The following is a 20,019-nucleotide window of genomic DNA, read 5'->3' as shown; positions in this document are numbered from 1 at the left end:
AGTGTTTAAACGTGAGAAACAAATAATGATTCAAGGAATTGAATTTTCTCTTCTGTATAGTGTTCATAGCGGTCATTATACGATTTTGGATCTTTTGGATTGGCATACTGCGTAATTTTTCCTGATCGTGGATCAATGAATTTACTTGCTGCACCGCATCCAATGCCAATGATTGTCTGTACTTCTTCCATGATAATAATATTATACAAACTTTCCTGTCCATCTAATGAATACCCGACATTTTCAAGATTCCCCAAAATATTTTTTTGTCTATATAAATAATATGGGTGATAATGATGTGCTTTCGTCCAAGTGATCGCTTCATCCATCATACGTGTGATTTCTTCTCGGTCTGCTACTTGGTATTTCTCCTTATTGCGCGTCATTTCAGATGCTCTTTTAAAGGAGAGTGTATGCACGGTTAAAGATTCAGGCTTGAGCTCTTCAGTCTGCTGCAAGGAGTGCTGAAATTCTTTGAGCCCTTCTCCCGGCAATCCAATGATTAAGTCCATATTGATATTATTCATGCCGTACTGTCTTGATAAGTGATACTTTTCAATCGTTTCTTCGACACTATGATGCCGGCCAATAGCCTTTAGTGTTTCATTCTCATACGATTGCGGGTTAATGCTAATCCGGTCAATATTGTAGCGGTTTAGCACCTCTAGCTTATCAGGCGAAATCGTATCAGGACGCCCTGCTTCGACAGTCACTTCCCGTATATGCTTCACATCAGGGAACGAGCGGTACATTTCTTCATACAGCAAATCCATTTCTTCCGCTGTGATGCTCGTTGGCGTGCCTCCGCCAAAGTAAACGGTCGTCACTTTGATCCCGTGTTCTTTTAGCCATGCGCCCATTTTTTGCATTTCATAATGCAGACCAAACAAAAACGTTCCCACTCTGCCAGCTTGTCCTTTAATGGCGTAAGCAGGGAACGTGCAATAAGCACATTTTGTGGGGCAGAAAGGAATACCAATATAAATACTCACTTCCTGCTGAAGGTCATACAGATCTGGAATGGCTTGAAGCTGACGATCGACAATCTCCTGCATCAAATTAATTTTTTCATCATGAATCAAGTAATCACGCTTTAATGCCGCATGTGCATCTTCCTTTGACATGCCTTCTCTCAGCATCTTATGAAGCAATTTCGTAGGACGTATTCCTGTGAGAATGCCCCACTTTTGTGTCATTCCTGTGTGCTCCTGAAGCAAGTGTAAATAAACAGACAGCACTGTGTTTTTGATTTGTTTCCAGCGCTCCTTATCGTTCAAGCTCTCTGGGACATCCCGCGAAAAACGACTGGTGATGTCTGATCCATCGATATGACCAGATGCTTCCACCATGCCATTTTCTTCCTTCCAGTTAAATACCATGACCAAACCATCATCCAACTCACTTGGATCAAACATCACTTCACTATCTTCTTCAAATAAATTGGCTATATTGACAAGCGGGCGATGAAATCGTTCATCTGACAGCCCTTTAATTAAAATTCGCATCATATCACCTTTATCTTCAAACTTGTTTCATTTTAGAAAATTCATGTAGGAAAAGCAATGAAGGGAACAGACAAAGGCCCTGTCATTTCTTGATTGACAGGGCCTTCACTGTATTATCTCTTAATATCGAATTGATGCAAAAATCCTTCTCTTTGCTGCATTCTAAAGTATTCCTTGATCATATAAGCCACACCCTGTTCATCATGCGAGCGCGTCACCCAATCGGCTTTACGCTTGACATCATTGGGGGCATTTCCCATAGCAACACCTAAACCAGCCAATTCAAGCATTGGAATGTCATCTGTTCCATGACCAATGACAACCGTATCTTCTAAAGTAAAACCGAGTGCAGAGGTTAAAAGAGAAAGTCCCGCTTCCTTCGAAACCCCTTTGCATACAATATTCATTTTCTCATCACTGATCCTAATAAGATCAACAGATGGGAATGCTTGTTGAATGGTCCTGTGAATCTCAGGCTGAAGCTCCGCAGTCGAATATACTTCAATCACTGGAGTACTGACTGGTTCATCCATCAGCATATCACTTAACGATTCAACAAATTGAACGGGATAGAAAATTGGATCAGACGGATGAATAAGCGTCTTTCCCATCAGCTGAGACTGCGTTTTTTTCCGGTTGCCGATCGAGAATTTTTCATGCAGCAAGCGGACATTACAATCGAAGCTTTCAAGGATTTGCACAAGATTAAATGTCTTTTCTTCCGTTAATTTTTTCACATGAAGCGGCTCATCGAGTTTATCGGCGATAAATGCACCACTATGCGTCACAAGGGTTGATGTTGGAATCTTCAACGCCTTGGCAATTTTTTGAGCGGAACGAAAATGCCGGTTGGTGACAATCGTCACGTAAACCCCTTTTTTCTTTACATATTCCACAGCTTCTTTTGTAGCAGAATGGATTTTACCATTGGAACGAAGTAACGTCCCATCTATATTGAGTGCAAGTAGTTTTTTTGACACTGAGGCATCCCCCTTCTTGATGACTGTACTTACGATGAGGATATGCCCTAGCTTGGTGCTTTAGAACATGCAGTTGAAAGAGCCCCAGGTTATGAATAGATGGATAAATAAAAAAAGCCTACCCCTAGGCTTTTTTTTATGTATGGTTTGGATGCGTTACAATGGAGTGATGAAGCTCCCCATGATCCCCTTATCATTTACACACCAAAGCATTGCTTATATCAGATCCCCTTATGATGCTTTGCGTTTCTCCCAGAAGCGCTTCTCTCTCGTTTGGCTCACCGCCATAAATCCCAAGTGAAACGCACCCAATTGTCCCTTGAGAGCGCCTTTTGAAAGCACTTTCAATATAAGTATTATCGCAGAATTTATGTGCTTCGACAACCTTTTTTTAAAAGATATTGAGGAGAAAAGATAAAACAAAAAAGGGCGAATGACATCGCCCTTTCCATTAGTTTTCTTCTGGATTCCCATAAAGCTCTTCAAGTGGCTTCATGATAATTTTATTTAATTCACCGATAAGAACACTCACACGTTGTTCTGCTTCCATCAACTGAGAGATTTTATCGTGCTGCTGAACAAGAGCAACTGTTTTTTGAGCTTGCTCCACTTCTTCTTGTGTGATCTCTTGACCAGTCATTTGTTTTTGTTGAAGGTTTACTTGAATGTCACGGAAGTTCTCAAACATTCTTTTAGAGGACTCATCCGCGTTTACCTCATCATAAAGATTTCTTAAAGTTGAATATTCTTCGCTATGACGCAATGCTTTTTCAAGGTCATATGCAACATCATAAAGATTTACAGACATGTTATGTCTCCTTTCTATCCGTTATCACCGATATGATCGGCGGACACCACTCCACTATAACAAACTATGGCTTTCGTTTCACATATATACAATGAATTCATTAAAATTTCTATAGCTTGACTTAGAATAGCGCCACAAAAACAGCCTGTATAGCACCAATCATCCCGCCTAAAAGACCGCCTAGAAATGTTATCATCTTCAGCTCCTTATTAGAGATGCTGACTACAAGCTCTTCCATTTTTTCAAGCGGGAAAAGTTCAATTTGTTCACGAATGATATCTTCAAATTGCAGCTTTGCAAGCAGACTCTCTAAAGTATTTGAAGCCGCTTCGATCCCCTTATCAATCAACACTGGCGCAAAATGTGTTTTAAGGTCATCCGCTACAGCACTGACATATGTTCCAACTGGTTTGTCTAATATCAGCTTTGTAGAGAAATGAGAAAGCAATTGATTTTTCACACTAAAAATAAGTTCCTTCACATTCCATTTTTCATCAAGCTCATGAAGAGAAAATAGCTTCACCTTGTCCCATTCTTGAACAAGTAAATCTGATAAAAATCTTTTTGTTTCTGCATTCCTTAAGAACTTGATAATTTCTGGATGCACACGGTCAATTAAGCTTGAATTCCCTAGAAACATTTGGACCATACTGCCAAGCATTCCCCGTTCTTTTAAGAAATCATCAATCATATTGCCAAGCCTGGCTTTGCCTTCATCACTTTCAAAATAATGAATGCCTCTCTTTAAAATATAATCTGCTGCATCTGGAATTTTTGATGATATTTTGGTTTCCACTTCTACCGGGAGCAATTCAGATAAAGTTTGCTCGTTATATGTTTCAAGCAATGAAGCGAGCTTCTGGTCAGACCACTGATGGAGCCATCTATCTGCTTTGACATCAGCCTCTGTAACGCCGAATTTTTCTAGCAGGGAGAATACGGTGATCTCCATATTTGCGCCTTTGTCAATATATTGATGGACTGTACGCAGGATCTCCTGCTTTGCATCCGATGATTCAAATCGCTTTTGAATACCTTCTGGCGTGAGCAAATGCTCCATAACCATGACACCAACCTGCTTGGCTACTTCGTCTCTTCTTTTAGGGATAAGCCCTGGTGTAAATGGAAGCTGTTTTCCGAATAAGTAATATGGCTTATAAGGCCGAAAAAGCATTTTAATTGCAAGATGGTTTGTCGCTGCTCCTATGACTGCGCCGATAACAATCATAAAGATAAACGTTGTGAATATATTCAAAGTCGTCATCTACCTTTCAAACAACACCCGAGGTTTATTGTTTTGATCTATACGTATTATAGTTGTTGTCAAGTTCCCAAGCAAATGAAGCATGCAGCGAGACATATGATCAAGCGATCTGTCGTAATGATAAAGGAGCGCAAGCTTTATGTAAAATCATAAAAAAATGTTTTTGTGATGGTAAAAAAAAGAAGTTGAAAAGAAGGTGTTTTTTAATGACAACATTAGGTATTGTGAGCCTTTCTCCGCAGTATGAAGAGGCATTCACACGGCAGCTCGCCAAAGCTGCCTCTTCTTATCGTTTAGTGGTTGTTCGTTTTACACCATTTGATTTAAAGCCGGCTTCAAATTTGATACAAGGCCAAACATATATGAATGGCCAAGGGTTTGCCGACGCACAATTTCCGATTCCCGACTTGATTTATGACCGATGTCTTTACCGGCATGACGCACAATCTAAAAAAGCAAAACCCATCATGGAATGGCTAAAAAAATATCCAAAAACAAATTTTTTGAATACCGGCATTTCAAATAAAATGGTGCTATTTGAGCAGCTCCGTCTCCGCTCTGCTTTACAGCCATATTTACCTGGCTGCTTTATATTAAAAGAGCCCTCAGACCTAATCAATATGGTAAGGGAGTGCGGGGCTGGCGGTTATTGTAGAATGCAGCCTCTCTCCCATCAGCATGCAGCATCTACTTACTTCATTTCCTTTGATGGCAAATCAACATTTACCGTTCAGCTAAGTTCCAATCAAACCATTACATTTTCTCGTACGTCAGAGCTGGAGCGCTGGTGCAAAAAATATGCAGGCCGGTATTTCCTTCAATTTTTCAACACGAATGATCAAAAAGAAATTTTATTCAATGAAATCAAGATTTTCCTTATGAAAGATTCACAAAATCAATGGAAACGCATGGGAATTCACACAAAATCACCTGCAGAAAATAGTCTTTTAAGTCATACACAAAAATCAGCTCCTGTGATAGGCTTTGAACACTATCTAAATACATTGCAGCCACACATCAAGGAGCTCCTTTTAGATGATATTGCATCCATTCAGGCATCAATCCCAGCTTATATAGATAAAACTTACTCTCCTTGCTTTGAATTCGCAGTAGACTTACTTCATTCAAATGAAGGCAGACTTTTCATATCAAATATCAGATCAAAGCCAGGGCGGTCCGCTTTTTTAAAAGTTTATCCTGAGAAGGAACACGAATTGATTCGTATCATTCTTGAACATGCGCAATCGATAAAGTCTCAACCGAAGGAGGTTTCTTATGAACAGAAAGCGCTGCATCATCGCCCCACACCTCACAAGTGAAAAAACAATTCATCTTCCCGTCCATTATAAACAGAAAGATGCCATCTATTCTCTTGCTCTAGGGTCCCGTTTAGTAGATGGCTTCAACATTTCCTATCATCTGCATCCAAATAAAATTTTATTATCTGAAGATCTATACAGAGGATTACTGATTCCTTACCAATCAAAAGCTGATGTGATCATCATTGACCATACACTTTTTATAGGGCCGTTGATGGGCATTTTCACTGCGGGTTTTGAGCAAAGTACACAGCCATTAGGAACGAGATCAGAATTTTTTACCAAACTGCTGCACTCTTTCAGGCAGCATCCTGGTTTTGCCTATCTTTTTGGGTCACATTCGATTGATTGGGAAAAAGGAATTGTAGAAGGACTGTTGTACCAGCAAGATTCATGGGTTAAAAAACAGCTTCCCCTTCCGTCAGTCATTTATGACCGGCTTCCAAATAGAAAAGCTGCTCAGTCGGCATTCATTCAAGAAACGAAGCGAAAACTCACCCAAGACTATGATATCCCTTGGTTCAATCCTTACTTTTTTAATAAATGGGAGATTCATGAACAGCTATTAACAGATGAAAAAACATGGTCCTTTCTCCCACATTCTGTACAATTAGATCCCGTGGACGCTCTAAGTAAAATTGAAACACTTCTCCACCTGCATCAAGTTATATACTTAAAACCGACAAACGGAAGTCATGGAGACGGGATTTATCAGTTAAAGAAGAAAAACGACGGAATCACTGTATTCTCAAATTTTGGAAAGTCCATTCCATATGATTCAATAGATCAGTTTGTTCAAAGACTGCGAAAGGATCATGCAATTCATGATTTTATTGCACAACAAGGCATTGAGCTTCTTCAAATAGACAATCAACCGATGGATTTCAGAGTTCATACGAATAAAAATAAAGAAGGTGATTGGACAGTCACAGCAGCTGCAGCAAAGGTTTCTGGAGATCATACCATCACGACTCACCAGTTACACGGGGGAACGGTGAAAACACTTTATGCTGTCTTTCCAGAAGAAAAGAAACGTTTGCAGATTTTACAGCAGCTTTCTCATACTGCCATCATGCTCAGCCAGGTGATAGATAAAAAAATGTCCGGGCATATTGGTGAAATCGGTTTTGACTTAGGCATTGATCAAACAGGTGCAATTTGGATGTTCGAAGCTAATTCTCGCCCTGGCCGAGAGATTTTCCAGCACGTCTCTTTGAAAAAATCAGAATGGATGATTGGGAAAAATATCATGGATTACGCATCTTACCTTTCAAAAACGGCACTCACAACTTCAGATCACGCGAACGTCTACTGACGCTTTTTTGTCACATGTCAGTGCTCTTGAATCTATGCTTTTTCTATGCTCTTTTCATGAGATGAGATACAATAAAATCAAGTTCAAGGTTGTTTCCGTGTTGTCGTGTTTGTTTATTGTTTCATCAATAAAAGCAAGGAGGCAATGATGATATGATTTCTCATTTTCAATGGAAACCCCTTTTTAAGAAAGCACAATTGCCAGGCTGGAAAATATCCTTTTTCCACAACGGTGCGCACTATGAAGGCATCTACCACAAAACAGGTGACATTGAATGGGGCTCTCAGCTTCCGCCCCATGAAGTTGAACCTACTTTAAAAGAAGAAATCCACGAATTAATGCTGTTCCATGTCTATGATTAAACTGTTTAAGGAGCCCCGCCATGTTAGAAAAATTAAAACTTGTTTACGGAAACCATATCATCAGCACACCTACTCATGACAAACAAATTCTTTGGTATCAAACAGACGAAGGTGAAATATTTGGAGTAAACAAATCGGAGCTTTCAGAAAGAGAAACACTTCTTCTCAACTCTTTTCTTACACCAATTGATCTATTTCAAAAAGCGCAGACCGAGGATGAACAAAAATGGTTCAGCTATCTTTTTGAAAACAAACCACTAACTGTCCAACATCCCGTCCGTGTTTATTATTTTCAAATGATCCATCAAGAAGAACAAAGACAGCAAATAAAAGAGGCTGTGAATAACAGCCTCGAACATACTCATTTCATATGGACAGGCCCTGAAACAGCTATGTTGATTCAACCAAACGCCACATCAGAAAACAGTCAATTAGATCAGTTAAATGATTTGTCTCTGGCTATTACAAGTGATTTTTTAACAGACTCAGTCTTTATGCAAGGACAGCTGCATTTGCCTAATGACCATTTACAGATGAGGTTATTAAATGAACAACAGCTCTTTTTATGCCATCTGCAGCGAGAAAAGCTTAGATCAGGGGCTGCCACATTTTATCAATGCCTGCCATCGTTCATTTGTTATGATGCATCTGCACTCTCTCACGCTATTTCAGATGCTTTTAAAGAAGCGGTCTTTGACCGGGATGTTTATCGCACTCTCATGACCTATATGCAATGTAATTTAAACGCATCCAAGGCAGCAAAAGCGTTATATGTTCACAGAAACAGTCTTCAATATCGAATTGATAAATTTATTGAGCGCACTGGTCTAGATATACGACATTTTCCAGAAGCATCAGCTGCTTATTTGATGATGATTCTACTCGATCTTTCATAAAGAACGAAGACATGAGCACCCTGCCCAAAAATGAAAATAGGATGTTGTGCACGTTGTCCATTTACAGACTCTTCCTCATTTTATACACTTTATTTACTAGTAAAGCGCTTTCAAAAAAGAGGGACTGGGGAGGCTGACAGCTAATGGCTGAAATGATGCTGAATCAAATTTATAAAGTGTACGATAACAAGGTAACAGCAGTAGACAACTTTAATCTACATATAGAAGATAAAGAATTTATTGTGTTTGTTGGTCCATCAGGCTGCGGAAAATCAACAACCCTTCGCATGATTGCAGGTCTAGAAGAAATATCACAAGGAGACTTTCTGTTAGATGGAAAACGGATGAATGATGTAGCACCGAAAGACCGGGATATCGCAATGGTTTTCCAAAACTATGCATTATATCCTCATATGAATGTGTACGATAATATGGCTTTTGGATTAAAGCTTCGGAAGTTTCCGAAAGCAGAAATTGATGAGCGGGTTCGAAATGCCGCTAAAATATTAGGGCTTGAGCAATATTTAGACAGGAAACCAAAAGCACTGTCTGGCGGTCAAAGGCAGCGTGTTGCACTTGGCAGAGCAATTGTACGTGATGCAAAGGTTTTTCTTTTGGATGAGCCGCTTTCTAATTTAGATGCAAAACTCCGTGTTCAGATGCGTGCTGAAATTTCTAAGCTTCATCAGCGTCTGCAAACGACATTTATCTATGTGACACATGATCAGACTGAAGCCATGACAATGGCAACCCGCCTTGTTGTCATGAAAGATGGATTTATTCAACAGGTTGGAGCGCCGAAAGATGTATATGAAAACCCAGAGAATGTGTTTGTAGGTGGATTTATCGGCTCACCTGCGATGAACTTTTTCACAGGAAAGCTCTCTGACGGTGCCATTGCGGTTGGAAAAACACATATTCGTGTACCAGAAGGAAAAATGAAAGTATTACGCAGCCAAGGCTATATTGGAAAGGATGTCATTTTAGGCATCAGACCAGAAGATTTTCACGATGAACCAGTATTTATAGAGGCGTCTGAAGGCACAAAAATTAATGCTGACGTAGAAGTAGCTGAATTAATGGGAGCAGAAACGATGCTTTATTCTTCTATCGATGGTCAATCGTTTATTGCACGTGTTGATTCTCGTACCGATGTACAAGCCGGACAGTCTATCCCTCTTGCGATTAATATGAACAAAGCCCATTTCTTTGATGCGGATACGGAGCTGCGCATCCGCTCAGCAGAATAAGAAGATATACAAGCAGCGCCATCACTCATCATTGGGTGATGGTTTTTTGTGTGTTAACACAACATTTACCATGTTCTTTTCTCGTATGTTTTTTTCGGAAATAACCATAATACTTAGTACAAAGCAGTTACTGCATTGGGTTTCGCCAAGTGGCAAATGACTTGATCATTTCGCTGGTGCGATTCCAGCAAACCCAACCAAAAAAACAAATCATATACAAAAAGGAGAATCACATCATGGCAAATTCTAATAGTTCAAACCAATTACTAGTTCCTGGAGCAGAGCAAGCGATCGATCAAATGAAATACGAAATCGCTTCTGAATTTGGTGTAAACCTTGGAGCAGAAACAACATCTCGTGCTAACGGTTCAGTTGGTGGAGAAATTACAAAACGTCTTGTGTCTTTCGCTCAACAAAATCTTGGCGGAACAAAAGCTTAATTTCATATTTGGATCATAGAAGGCACCTCTTATGGTGTCTTCTTTTTTTGTTTTTATCCCTCACCAAACTCCTTTCAGCTCATATCATGTAGTAGAAAGGAGCGGATCTTCATGGACATTATTTCTGGTATGAACTTTGAACTTTTACAATTTGTAGGTATCTCTCTATTATGTGAATATGCTCATAGTATTCGATCCTTTCATCTATATAAAAAAAGCATCACATAAAAGTTGTACCATTTTGTGCCCTTTTCACTTATAGTATGTAGTGGAGGGATCGAACAGATGAAAATAGCTCTTTTCGGTGCTCATGGACGTGTAGGACAAGCATTTCTTCGTTTCGTTCAAGTAGATGATCGTTACATGGTTCGTTCATTGATTCGAACAAACCGAGAAGAAATGCTTGCGGGTATGTTTCAAGTCACCGGCAATTCAAGAAATCGGGAAGATGTGCTTGAGACAATCAAAGGAGCAGATATTGTTGTGAGCTGTCTATCAACAGATGGTGACGATACATTATCTGTTTCAATGGAGCATATCGTACAAGCCATGAAGCAAACAAATACATCTAGAATTATTACAATTGGTACAGCAGGTATTTTAAAAGCAAGAAAGCAGCCGGAGCTCTACCGTTTTGAAACAAATGAATCAAGACGGACCACTTCCCGAGCAGCTAAAGAGCATGCGAAAGCGTTTGAAATCCTTCAATCGACTGATCTAGATTGGACCATTATTTGTCCAACCTATTTACCAAATGGAGAAGTGACACGGTCATATCGCTATGAGAAAGATTTTCTCCCTATAGATGGAAAGAAAATTTCAGTTGAAGATACCGCACACTTTTTATATCAGCAGTTAAATTCGAAGGAGTTTGTACATCAACGCGTCGGCATCGCTTATTGATGATGCAGCCTGTCCAAACAATATAATCAATAAAAGTCGAGAACAGAATCTCCGACTTTTTCATGCAAAGGAAAAGAGCCTCATTCAATTGGAAGAGGCTCTTTTTTCTACTATTCATCAGCTGTTGGCAACAGCACCTTTTTGCAGTTCATACATTTGTGCATACAGCCCTTCTTGCTGCATGAGTTGTTCATGACTGCCACGCTCGACGATTTCACCTTTTTCTAACACCAAGATCATATCGGCTTTCTTAATAGTGGATAATCGGTGAGCAATCACAAAAGTCGTCCTTCCTTCTTTGACTACATCAAGTGCCCGCTGAATGATCGCTTCTGTTTCTGTATCAATGTTGGCTGTGGCTTCATCTAAAATTAAAATCGCTGGATCGTACGCCAATGCGCGCGCAAATGAAATCAACTGACGTTCCCCTGAGGAAAGGGTGCTTCCCTTTTCAACGACTGGTTCATCAAAACCTTCTGGCAGGTGCTTCAATAACTCTGCTGCACCTACTTGCTTTAATGAAGATTCAATGGTTTCTCTTTTGATGTCTTCATTTCCTAAGCTTACATTGGAAGCAATTGTTCCAGAAAATAAATACGGGTCTTGCAGCACAATGCCCATTTGTTTACGCAGCGTTTGGCGCGACTGATCATAAATGCTTTCGCCATCTATGAGAATGTCTCCTTGCTGAATGTCATAAAAACGCAGCAGCAAGTTCATGATCGAGCTTTTCCCAGAACCAGTATGCCCCACAAGTGCAACCGTTTGACCTTTCTTTGCTTCAAACGTAATGTTCTTTAAGACATTTTTCCCTTCATTATAAGCAAAGGTGACATCTTTGAACTGAACGTGTCCCTCCAGCTTCTTCTGAACAGGCTCTTCCACTTCTGTTCCTGGTTCATCTAGTAATCGGAAAACCCTCTCCGATGAAACCCTTGCTAATTCTAACCTAGAGAATTGATTCACAATGCCTGTAATCGGCTGAAACAATCGATTTAAATAATCGACAAACGCATAGAGCACACCAATGGACACAATGCCTGTCGCACTTAACGAAGCACCGCCAAAATACCAAATGAGTGCCACATATGCTAAATTTCGCAGCAGGTTAACCAAATTATGTGAAAGAAGTGAATTTAAATGCAGCATCTTTCGCTGATATCGAAAGTGATTGTTGTTCAGCTCATCAAATTCCTCTTGCGTCGCTTTTTCATGACGAAACGCTTGAATGATTGTCATCCCTTGAATGGCTTCATTTAGCTTGGCATTAATTTCACTGATGATCGAACGAATGCGGTGATTGTACACTGATGCAAACTTTCTGTAAGTCATCGACCATAGGAAAATAATCGGTACTGCGACCAAACAAATGAGTGCCAGCTTTACATTTAACAAAAACATGGCAATGTAAATCCCAATCATGTAAATGGCACTCGTCACGAAATTAGCAAGGACTGTTACATATAAATCACGAATGGTTTCCGTGTCATTTGTGATTCTCGCGACAACCTTTCCAGCCGGTAAATTATCAAAATATCGGATCGGCAGTGTTTGGATGTGCTCAAATACGTCTACCCTCATTTTTTGAATAATTCGATTTGCAATCCTCTGGAGCAAATAATGCTGCCCATACTGAAAGAAAATCGCAACGATGAGCAGTCCTAGATAAAATAGAACAAGCTGCACCAAACCACTGATTTCTGGCTGATAAAAAGCGAAAATCTCCTCTTTTGATAAACGCTGTACCTCATAGGTCTCACGCTCGTTTCCATTATCAATGGTGAGCTGATCTCCCGATATTTTTCTGTTTCCATCAAAACGAATCGGCTCATTCACAAAATAGTAACCGAACCCGACTTGCACTACATTGATTTGCTTTCCAGAATCCATTCCATTATTTAATCGATCGCTTCGTATATAGTTATTTCCCTGGTAATAAACGGTTTTGTCTGTCTTTTCATTGACCTCGACATACGGTTTTTCTACACCTAAAATATGATCATCAATCATTTTCTTCCCAATAAACGGTCCTGTCAGCTCAGCACCAACTGCAATCATTAGAAAGATTAAGGCAACAGACAATACTTTCTTATATAGGAGTGCGTAGGCAAGGAGTCTTCTTCCTGTTGTCATGCCTCATCCCCTCCTTCCAGCTGATTTGTTAGCTGCTGACGCAAAAATTGTTCCTTGTACCACCCATCCTGCTGGATGAGCTCGTTGTGGGTGCCCTTTTGGACAATGCGTCCTTCTTCCATGACAAGAATGAGATCCGCATGTTCAACAGCTGATAGGCGATGAGTTGTAATAAACGTCGTTTTGCCATGACGGTTTTGTCTTAGATTTTCTAAAATAGCGGTTTCTGTTTTTGCATCTACCGCAGATAATGAGTCATCCAGAATTAAAATGTCTGGATCAATTAATAAAGCACGTGCAATGGATATTCGCTGTTTTTGTCCGCCTGACAGCGCCACACCTTTTTCCCCAACCATGGTTTCTAGACCCTCTGGCAAAAGGCGTAAATCCTTTTCAAAATAAGCATCTTTGATTGCTTGTGCTAACTCATCTTGTTTCGCGTCACGATGACCAAAGCGCATATTCTGTTCCACGCTTTTTGAGAAAAGTATATGATCCTGCGGTACATATCCGATCCATTGAAATAACTGATCTAATTCAATGTTTTGGATTGGAACACCTGATAGCAAGATTTGCCCATCACCTGCCGGGTACTGGCGCAGAAGCTGTTTGACAATGGTCGTTTTACCGCTTCCTGTTTTGCCTGTAATCCCAATCGTCTGTCCTTTTCGAACGGTAAAGGACACATCAATGAGATTATCTTTAGATGAAGTTGGATACCTGAATGTCACATGATCAAACTCAATATCTCCAGGCTCTTGTAACGTTTTCGGCTGAGCAGCATCTGTTACGTCCGGCTTGTAGCCGAGTGTATGATTTAACCGGTCTAACGACGCATTTCCTCTTTGCATAATATTAATCAATTCGCCGATCGCAAACATTGGCCAGATCATCATGCCAAGATAGACGTTAAATGCAACAAGCTCCCCAATGGTTAAATCACTTTGGAACACGAGGTATGCTCCGTAGCCGATTCCGATTAAGTAGCTGATCCCCACAAGTAATTTCACTGTCGGCTCAAACAAAGAATCAATGATCGCCACTCGCATGTTTTTTTGAAATACATCATCTGTCATTTCGCGAAAGCGTTCGACATCTTGTTTCTCCTGCACAAAAGAGCGAATGACCCGGACACCTGCCACTGATTCAAGAACGCGATCGTTCATATCACCAAATGCATCTTGAGCGACTGTAAAGCGCTCATGGATTTTGCTTCCATAAAACGCAATCAAGAGCGCCATCAGCGGCATAGGGATAATCGCCATTAAGGTTAATTTCCAGCTAATCGTCAGCCCCATCGTAAAGAAGATCATCAGCATATAAGCAGTGGAATCAACCAAGGTCAGAACGCCAAAACCTGTCGTTAAGGCCACAGCATTCAAGTCGTTTGTACCTAGTGCCATTAAGTTGCCTGTTTTTTTCTTTTCATAAAAGGTAGGCGTCATCTTAAGCAAGTGGCGCATCAGTTTCCCGCGCATCACACGCTCCATGACATTTGCGCCGCCAAATAACTGATACATCCAAAAATATGTAAGTGTATAGACGACGACACCTAGTAAGCAAAAAATGGTCACATAAAACACAATACTGGATGTTGTAAATTGACCAGAACGAATGTCATCAACTGCCTGGCCTAGGTATCTTGGCGGCAGCATTTCAAGCACATTCACAATGAGCAGGAGCGTAATAGCAATCGTATAACGCCTCCACTCTTGTTTAAAGAACCAGCCTAATTTCGCAAATACTGAAAACATGTTTGTCTCTCCTTTTCAAGCTAGCCGCTTTCTAAATTTTCCTGCAAGTCACCTTGTTTCGTTTTTTGAGCTTTTGTCATTTTTCTTGATTTTGGCATGTTCACATGCTTTCACTCCTCTTCATTTACTTGTTGTTTTTCATCCCTTTATTTCGAAATGCGAAATGAATTCAACAAAAAAGAGGCCACCAGCTGGCTGGTACGCCTCTTTTCGTCATGTAAAAAGGCGCATGTTGACAAATACGCAACATACGCCTTGATTCATCCGATCAATTGGAACAGACGAGTTCCTTTTCAATGACCAATGAAGGTGTAATTGTCACGTGAATCAACCCATTCATGCAGTTTGGTTTCATTCTTCCAATGTTGCACATGACATTTCCTCCTTTTGGCTCTTGAATCTTTTTTTATCTTATAGCGGCTGTCACCATTTTGTCAATAAATATTTTTCAATAAATGAAATTTTCTAACAAAAATCAATCTCCTTCATGTGTATCTTTTTCTATTAACGGGTATACCATGAGTGTAAAGACTCCTTTTGAAAGGAATGAGGACATTGTTTCAAGCTGATCGGATGGTCGTAGCGTTTGATGGACATGAAGACAGTAAGAAAGCATTAAAAAAGGCAATCGCTTTAGCTAAAACCTTACATGCCAAGCTGACCGTTACCTATGCACATGATGGCAAAACAGACAGACAGGTGTTTGATGCACCGCGCCCAATGACTGGCGGAGCTTATATCGGCGGCGGTACGGCAGATCTTCAAACTCCCCCTGTATATGTACCTCACGATGAACAGCAAAGTCCCTTGATTTTTGAAGACCATACAGAAGAGGTCGTTGCGGAAGCACGAATGCTATTAAATGAGGAGCAGTTTGAGGCTGCCATTGAAATTGTAGAAGGAGAACCAGCAGAAGCGATTATCGAATATGCGGAGGAAATATCAGCAGACCTCATCGTCATGGGAGCACGTGACCAAAGCAGATTGAAAAAAATGCTGTTTGGCAGTGTGAGTGAAAAGTTATCAGCAAAATCAGATATACCTGTGCTTATTGTGAAATAAATGCATCATAAAAGGCTGTAAACATTGGTTTACAGCCTTTTTTATTTATGAAGAGATGGATGCTTCACTTTCATGTTTAATTTTTTGCTGGAAGCCTTCCTGTACGCGCTTTGTCAGCTCTCCTGGAACGCCTTCCCCTACGGGCTCGCCATCTATTTCAACAATCGGAATAACTTCAGCTGTCGTCGAGCTGATGAAGATTTCCTGAGCGCGCAGCAGTTCTTCTTTGCTTATACGAGTTTCTTCAACCGTACATCCTTCTTCCTCACATACCTCCAGCAGCTTTCTACGAGTAATGCCGTTTAAAATGAGATTGTTTGCAGGATGAGTACGAATCACGCCATCAATCACGGCATATACATTCGAGGAGGTTCCCTCGGTCACAAAACCGTTTCTCACAAGGATTGCTTCAAACGCACCAGCTTCAGATGCTTTCTGCTTTTCCATGATGTTATATAAAAGATTTAAGCTTTTGATATCACACCTTAACCAGCGAAGATCCTCAGATAAAATGGCCTTTGCCCCAGCTTTCTGCTCTTGAACAGGCTTTTTCACCTGGAACGTATATGCTGTGATTTGAGGAGTAAGAGAATCACTATATTGATGTTTACGAGGGGCGACACCCCGCGTGACTTGAATATACACACCGCCATCTGTTAATTGATTGTGAGCGACGAGCTGTTGTAACTTTTCTTCCATATCTGATACTGTACCTTGCAGATGAATGCCAATTTCCTTTGCACTCTTGAACAGACGCTCTGTATGTTCCTTTAACGTAAACAAAGTACCATTGTATACACGGATGACCTCATAGACTCCGTCACCAAATTGATAGCCTCTGTCCTCAATATCAACATGTGCATCCTTTTTTTCAATGAAATCTCCATTGTACAATATTTTCATATGGAATCTCCCCTTCGCTTTGCAATAATGGTTGAATCTGATGCTATCTTAGCGGATAAATGGGTTCGTTTCAATGATTATTCAGAATTATTTCACATCGTATGAAATGGATAACCTTCTATTGTAACAAATATAGTTTGATAACCAAAAAGATTCCAATTTTTTAGCATCTTCTATATTCATAGGCTCTTTTTTCCTGTATACTTACTCCATATAAACACGACAAAAAACAGCGAAATAAGACAGAATCCCCTACATGATTCGACACAAATTTTTGATTTATTGGAGCGATTGTAATGCAACGGGTTAAAAAAAAACAGACACCTTCAAACACAATGCTGCTCTCAAAGGCGATTGGTTTTGTCATCCTGACACTAATCCTCTTTTTTATTTGGGATATGTCCAAAACCAATATGCAGGCAGCAGATCAGCCGGCGAAATTGTCTGCGAGCAGTCAATTTAGGGACACAAGTACTAGTATGAAAGCAAAAGATGCTTCTCGGAAAACATTAGATGCACATTTTAAGATCCATTCAAATAAACATATAACGGATCAAACGATCTTTTTAACCTTTGATGATGGTCCATCAGCGACTTCAAATCAGCTGTTAGATGTGCTAAAAGCGCATCAAGTGAAAGCCACATTCTTTATGCTCGGACCGCAGATTAAAGAACACCCGGCAGCAGTGAAAAGACTCCATCAAGAAGGTCATCAATTAGGGCTTCATGGTATTACCCATGATGTGAAACGCTTTTATCAAAAAAGTGATTCTCCTGTTAACGAGATGAAGGAAGATCAGCGCATTTTGGCTTCTGTCACAGGTGAGTATACCCATCTTGTAAGAACACCTTATGGCAGCACCCCAAATTTAACCGATCAGCAAAAAGCACGTTTAAAACAAAAAGGCTTTGTCTACTGGGACTGGACCATTGACAGTCTTGACTGGAAATATAAAAGCTCAAAATATGTACCAGAGGTATTAAATCAGCTGCAAGTGCTGGAGACAAAATATCCAAAAGAACCAAAAATCATCTTAATGCATGATCAGCCGGCGACGGCAAAATACTTAAGCAGCTTAATCACGCAGCTAAAGGCAAAGGGCTATACATTTGAAGTCCTTGATGAAACAATGAAGCCGCTGCAGCAATAAAGTAAAACCCGCACCTTTAGGATGCGGGTTTTTTAATGATTTATAAAGCTTTCACGAGATCGCCAATTCGCTCATGAAAGACAAGATCAAAAAGCGGATCGAATTCTGTTTCACTCAAATTCATCATCACCATGAAGATGGAAGGATCATGAGCTGCATCTTCTGGAATATATCTTGCTGGCGCTACCTCCAGGGAAGTCCCCATGACGAGGAGCATGTCCGTTTTCTGAAGTGATGTCTCCACTTGGTCTAAATGTTTGACCATATCGCCAAATAGGACAACATCTGTTTTTAGCACACGTCCACACGTACTGCCGTCTGAGGAAACCTTTTGACAGACCGGCACCTCTTCTTTTAATAAATAAGGCAGATCATATACCGCGTGGCACGATGGACAAGTAGCCGTTTGAATGGAGCCATGGAGTTCATATACATGCTGGCTTCCCGCCTTTTTATGAAGACCGTCAATATTTTGGGTAAAAATATCCACATGCTTCCCTTGTTGCTCAAGGCTGGCTAAAAAGGTATGCCCGCTATTTGGTTCGTATTCTCCACTCATTTTCATTTGAAACAAATCCTTAAATTTCGGCCAGAATTGATGAGGGTTTGATAAAAAGTAGGACCGGCTCATCGCCTCCATGCGGGAAGTATCTTCTGTCCACAGACCACCCGTTGATCTAAAATCAGGAATACCCGATTCTGTACTCATACCTGCACCTGAGAGTACTGTGATATGTGAAGCCTGTGATAATTTCTCTCTTAGTGCTTCCACTTTTGTTTGATCCACGCACCATTCCTCCTTTATTCACCCAGCTGCTTCTCACCTTTTTGTTTCATATAAATGGCCTGACCAGGGAAAGCAAATTCTACGCCTTCCTCGTGGAAAATATCTATGATGCGATAGTTAATATCCTGCTTAATATCAAGGTTTTCAGACCAAGCTGTCGTATTAGTGTAAAAGTTGAAAAACAAGTTCAAATAGCTGTCTGCCAGTACATCGAGATTTACCATAATCGTCTCTTTATGCACCCCATCATGCTCGTGAAGCATCTGTTTGAGACGCTTAATACACTGATCAATATTTTCCTTTGGTGTATTGTAGGAAACGCGAACAGAGAACGTAATCTGACGTTTATTCATTCTTGTCCAGTTTGTGATTGGCTCCTTAGAAAGCGTAGAATTCGGAACGGTCACGACGGCTTCAGCAGGTGTTCGAAACCTTGTGCTTCGAAATGTAATGTCCTCCACAGTCCCAAGTACACTTGGTGTCTCCACAAAGTCGCCCATCGTAAAAGGCTTCTCCGTAATGATGACTATCCCTCCAAAAAAGTTAGCCACTGTATCCTGAGCAGCGAGCGCAAATGCTAGACCACCTAGACCAAGCCCTGCCACAAGTCCATTTACGTCATAATTAAATTCTTGTGCAATGACGCTAATACTCAGTGCAATAATAATGAAACGAAGTACCTTTGATAAAAATGGTGCTAAAATATCATCCATATCTAATTCAAATTTCGAATTGACCTTTTGAAACAAGAAAGAAGATGCAGCGGTTAAATTACAAAGCCCCCACGTCAGCATTAATATAATAGAAGATCTATACAATTTAATGATGATATCCATATGATGCTCAAAGTATGGTGCCTGTCTTAACGCAAAATATAAACCAAGTGCCACGAAAAACAGCCTGGCTGGTTTTTCAAATGCCACAACAATTTGGTTAATGACCTCCGTTTTAGACCGATTCGTCAGCCTAAACAGAAGCTGAAATAAATACTTCGTAAATACTTTCCGAAGCAATAAAAAAAGCAATAAAATACAAAGGCTAATACCAATTTGGATCGCAATATCTACTGTAAAATATGTATCCATCCATTTTTGTGTAAACATGTCTGTCTCTCTCCTTTAAAACAATCCTCTCTAGTTTATAATATAACCTTCGTTCATGTCCTCTCTTAAATGTCTGACCTCTAC

18 protein-coding genes are annotated in these 20,019 nt (G+C 40.3%); 9 read left to right on the top strand and 9 right to left on the bottom strand.

The window, feature by feature from the left end; all coding sequences use genetic code 11:
* Nucleotides 1-5: 5 nt before the first annotated feature.
* The 4 genes from MHB69_RS04815 to MHB69_RS04800 form a co-directional block, all read right to left on the bottom strand.
* The gene (locus MHB69_RS04815) at nt 6-1,505 is read right to left on the bottom strand and encodes a coproporphyrinogen III oxidase (RefSeq protein ID WP_046310416.1); all 1,500 of its coding nucleotides are present in this window, start codon (nt 1,503-1,505) and stop codon (nt 6-8) included.
* Between the two features lie 113 nt (nt 1,506-1,618).
* Nucleotides 1,619-2,485, bottom strand: coding sequence for a Cof-type HAD-IIB family hydrolase (locus tag MHB69_RS04810; RefSeq protein WP_039177545.1), 867 nt, complete (start codon nt 2,483-2,485; stop codon nt 1,619-1,621).
* A gap of 451 nt (nt 2,486-2,936) precedes the next feature.
* Nucleotides 2,937-3,293 carry a YlbF family regulator gene (locus MHB69_RS04805; RefSeq protein WP_024425750.1) on the bottom strand — a complete coding sequence of 119 codons (357 nt, stop codon included), beginning with the start codon at nt 3,291-3,293 and terminating at the stop codon, nt 2,937-2,939.
* A 121-nt stretch (nt 3,294-3,414) separates the two neighbouring features.
* Complete coding sequence (locus MHB69_RS04800) at nt 3,415-4,548, bottom strand: DUF445 family protein (RefSeq protein WP_342496052.1); 1,134 nt, start codon at nt 4,546-4,548, stop codon at nt 3,415-3,417.
* Nucleotides 4,549-4,763: 215 nt separating this feature from the next.
* Between MHB69_RS04800 and MHB69_RS04795 the strand changes: the two genes are divergently transcribed.
* From MHB69_RS04795 to MHB69_RS04765, 7 genes are all read left to right on the top strand, one after another.
* Nucleotides 4,764-5,876 (top strand): YheC/YheD family protein, encoded by a 1,113-nt coding sequence (locus tag MHB69_RS04795; protein WP_342496051.1) that lies wholly within the window; start codon nt 4,764-4,766, stop codon nt 5,874-5,876.
* The gene (locus tag MHB69_RS04790; protein ID WP_342496050.1) at nt 5,833-7,191 is read left to right on the top strand and encodes a YheC/YheD family protein; all 1,359 of its coding nucleotides are present in this window, start codon (nt 5,833-5,835) and stop codon (nt 7,189-7,191) included. The genes MHB69_RS04795 and MHB69_RS04790 overlap by 44 nt, the downstream gene beginning before the upstream one ends.
* Before the next feature lie 152 nt (nt 7,192-7,343).
* Nucleotides 7,344-7,553 carry a YheE family protein gene (locus tag MHB69_RS04785; protein WP_003211787.1) on the top strand — a complete coding sequence of 70 codons (210 nt, stop codon included), beginning with the start codon at nt 7,344-7,346 and terminating at the stop codon, nt 7,551-7,553.
* Nucleotides 7,554-7,573: 20 nt separating this feature from the next.
* Nucleotides 7,574-8,449 (top strand): helix-turn-helix domain-containing protein, encoded by an 876-nt coding sequence (locus tag MHB69_RS04780; protein WP_065214181.1) that lies wholly within the window; start codon nt 7,574-7,576, stop codon nt 8,447-8,449.
* Nucleotides 8,450-8,592: 143 nt separating this feature from the next.
* Nucleotides 8,593-9,699 carry a sn-glycerol-3-phosphate ABC transporter ATP-binding protein UgpC gene (gene ugpC, locus MHB69_RS04775; protein WP_034282227.1) on the top strand — a complete coding sequence of 369 codons (1,107 nt, stop codon included), beginning with the start codon at nt 8,593-8,595 and terminating at the stop codon, nt 9,697-9,699.
* A 236-nt stretch (nt 9,700-9,935) separates the two neighbouring features.
* On the top strand, nt 9,936-10,139 hold the full coding sequence (locus MHB69_RS04770) for an alpha/beta-type small acid-soluble spore protein (protein ID WP_024425744.1): 204 nt from the start codon (nt 9,936-9,938) through the stop codon (nt 10,137-10,139).
* 285 nt (nt 10,140-10,424) lie between these two features.
* A complete protein-coding gene (locus MHB69_RS04765; protein WP_041109935.1) occupies nt 10,425-11,042 on the top strand; it encodes an NAD(P)H-binding protein in 618 nt (205 codons plus the stop codon).
* A gap of 117 nt (nt 11,043-11,159) precedes the next feature.
* Here the strand turns inward: MHB69_RS04765 and MHB69_RS04760 are convergent, their stop codons facing one another.
* Together MHB69_RS04760 and MHB69_RS04755 are read right to left on the bottom strand one after the other, a co-directional pair.
* Complete coding sequence (locus MHB69_RS04760) at nt 11,160-13,175, bottom strand: ABC transporter ATP-binding protein (protein ID WP_111927066.1); 2,016 nt, start codon at nt 13,173-13,175, stop codon at nt 11,160-11,162.
* Complete coding sequence (locus tag MHB69_RS04755; protein WP_065214180.1) at nt 13,172-14,929, bottom strand: ABC transporter transmembrane domain-containing protein; 1,758 nt, start codon at nt 14,927-14,929, stop codon at nt 13,172-13,174. The genes MHB69_RS04760 and MHB69_RS04755 overlap by 4 nt, the downstream gene beginning before the upstream one ends.
* Nucleotides 14,930-15,484: 555 nt before the next feature.
* Here MHB69_RS04755 and MHB69_RS04750 point away from each other — a divergent pair.
* A complete protein-coding gene (locus tag MHB69_RS04750) occupies nt 15,485-15,991 on the top strand; it encodes a universal stress protein (RefSeq protein WP_034282233.1) in 507 nt (168 codons plus the stop codon).
* 45 nt (nt 15,992-16,036) lie between these two features.
* On the opposite strand, the gene dat is transcribed toward MHB69_RS04750, so the two are convergent.
* Complete coding sequence (gene dat, locus MHB69_RS04745; RefSeq protein WP_340892186.1) at nt 16,037-16,894, bottom strand: D-amino-acid transaminase; 858 nt, start codon at nt 16,892-16,894, stop codon at nt 16,037-16,039.
* 296 nt (nt 16,895-17,190) lie between these two features.
* Here dat and MHB69_RS04740 point away from each other — a divergent pair, with 296 nt between their 5' ends.
* Entirely contained in the window at nt 17,191-18,045 is an 855-nt protein-coding gene (locus MHB69_RS04740; protein ID WP_046310400.1) for a polysaccharide deacetylase family protein, read from the top strand.
* 40 nt (nt 18,046-18,085) lie between these two features.
* On the opposite strand, the gene MHB69_RS04735 is transcribed toward MHB69_RS04740, so the two are convergent.
* Nucleotides 18,086-18,832, bottom strand: a complete 747-nt coding sequence (locus MHB69_RS04735; RefSeq protein ID WP_111927060.1) for an NAD-dependent protein deacylase — start codon at nt 18,830-18,832, stop codon at nt 18,086-18,088.
* A gap of 14 nt (nt 18,833-18,846) precedes the next feature.
* On the bottom strand, nt 18,847-19,935 hold the full coding sequence (locus MHB69_RS04730; protein ID WP_041116978.1) for a mechanosensitive ion channel family protein: 1,089 nt from the start codon (nt 19,933-19,935) through the stop codon (nt 18,847-18,849).
* Between the last annotated feature and the right edge of the window lie 84 nt (nt 19,936-20,019).

This window comes from Bacillus sp. FSL K6-0994, from assembly GCF_038630815.1.
Classification (GTDB): domain Bacteria; phylum Bacillota; class Bacilli; order Bacillales; family Bacillaceae; genus Bacillus; species Bacillus safensis.
Note: the sequence above shows the minus strand (reverse complement) of the source record. Positions and strands in the feature narration are given on the sequence as shown.

Excerpts from the sequence above, each read along its gene's own strand:
- MHB69_RS04815 (WP_046310416.1), bottom strand. The coding sequence starts at position 1,505 with ATGCGAATTTTAATTAAAGGGCTGTCAGATGAACGATTTCATCGCCCG.
- MHB69_RS04805 (WP_024425750.1), bottom strand. The coding sequence starts at position 3,293 with ATGTCTGTAAATCTTTATGATGTTGCATATGACCTTGAAAAAGCATTG.
- MHB69_RS04795 (WP_342496051.1), top strand. The coding sequence starts at position 4,764 with ATGACAACATTAGGTATTGTGAGCCTTTCTCCGCAGTATGAAGAGGCA.
- MHB69_RS04790 (WP_342496050.1), top strand. The coding sequence starts at position 5,833 with ATGAACAGAAAGCGCTGCATCATCGCCCCACACCTCACAAGTGAAAAA.
- MHB69_RS04785 (WP_003211787.1), top strand. The coding sequence starts at position 7,344 with ATGATTTCTCATTTTCAATGGAAACCCCTTTTTAAGAAAGCACAATTG.
- MHB69_RS04780 (WP_065214181.1), top strand. The coding sequence starts at position 7,574 with ATGTTAGAAAAATTAAAACTTGTTTACGGAAACCATATCATCAGCACA.
- ugpC (WP_034282227.1), top strand. The coding sequence starts at position 8,593 with ATGGCTGAAATGATGCTGAATCAAATTTATAAAGTGTACGATAACAAG.
- MHB69_RS04770 (WP_024425744.1), top strand. The coding sequence starts at position 9,936 with ATGGCAAATTCTAATAGTTCAAACCAATTACTAGTTCCTGGAGCAGAG.
- MHB69_RS04765 (WP_041109935.1), top strand. The coding sequence starts at position 10,425 with ATGAAAATAGCTCTTTTCGGTGCTCATGGACGTGTAGGACAAGCATTT.
- MHB69_RS04760 (WP_111927066.1), bottom strand. The coding sequence starts at position 13,175 with ATGACAACAGGAAGAAGACTCCTTGCCTACGCACTCCTATATAAGAAA.
- MHB69_RS04755 (WP_065214180.1), bottom strand. The coding sequence starts at position 14,929 with ATGTTTTCAGTATTTGCGAAATTAGGCTGGTTCTTTAAACAAGAGTGG.
- dat (WP_340892186.1), bottom strand. The coding sequence starts at position 16,894 with ATGAAAATATTGTACAATGGAGATTTCATTGAAAAAAAGGATGCACAT.
- MHB69_RS04740 (WP_046310400.1), top strand. The coding sequence starts at position 17,191 with ATGCAACGGGTTAAAAAAAAACAGACACCTTCAAACACAATGCTGCTC.
- MHB69_RS04730 (WP_041116978.1), bottom strand. The coding sequence starts at position 19,935 with ATGTTTACACAAAAATGGATGGATACATATTTTACAGTAGATATTGCG.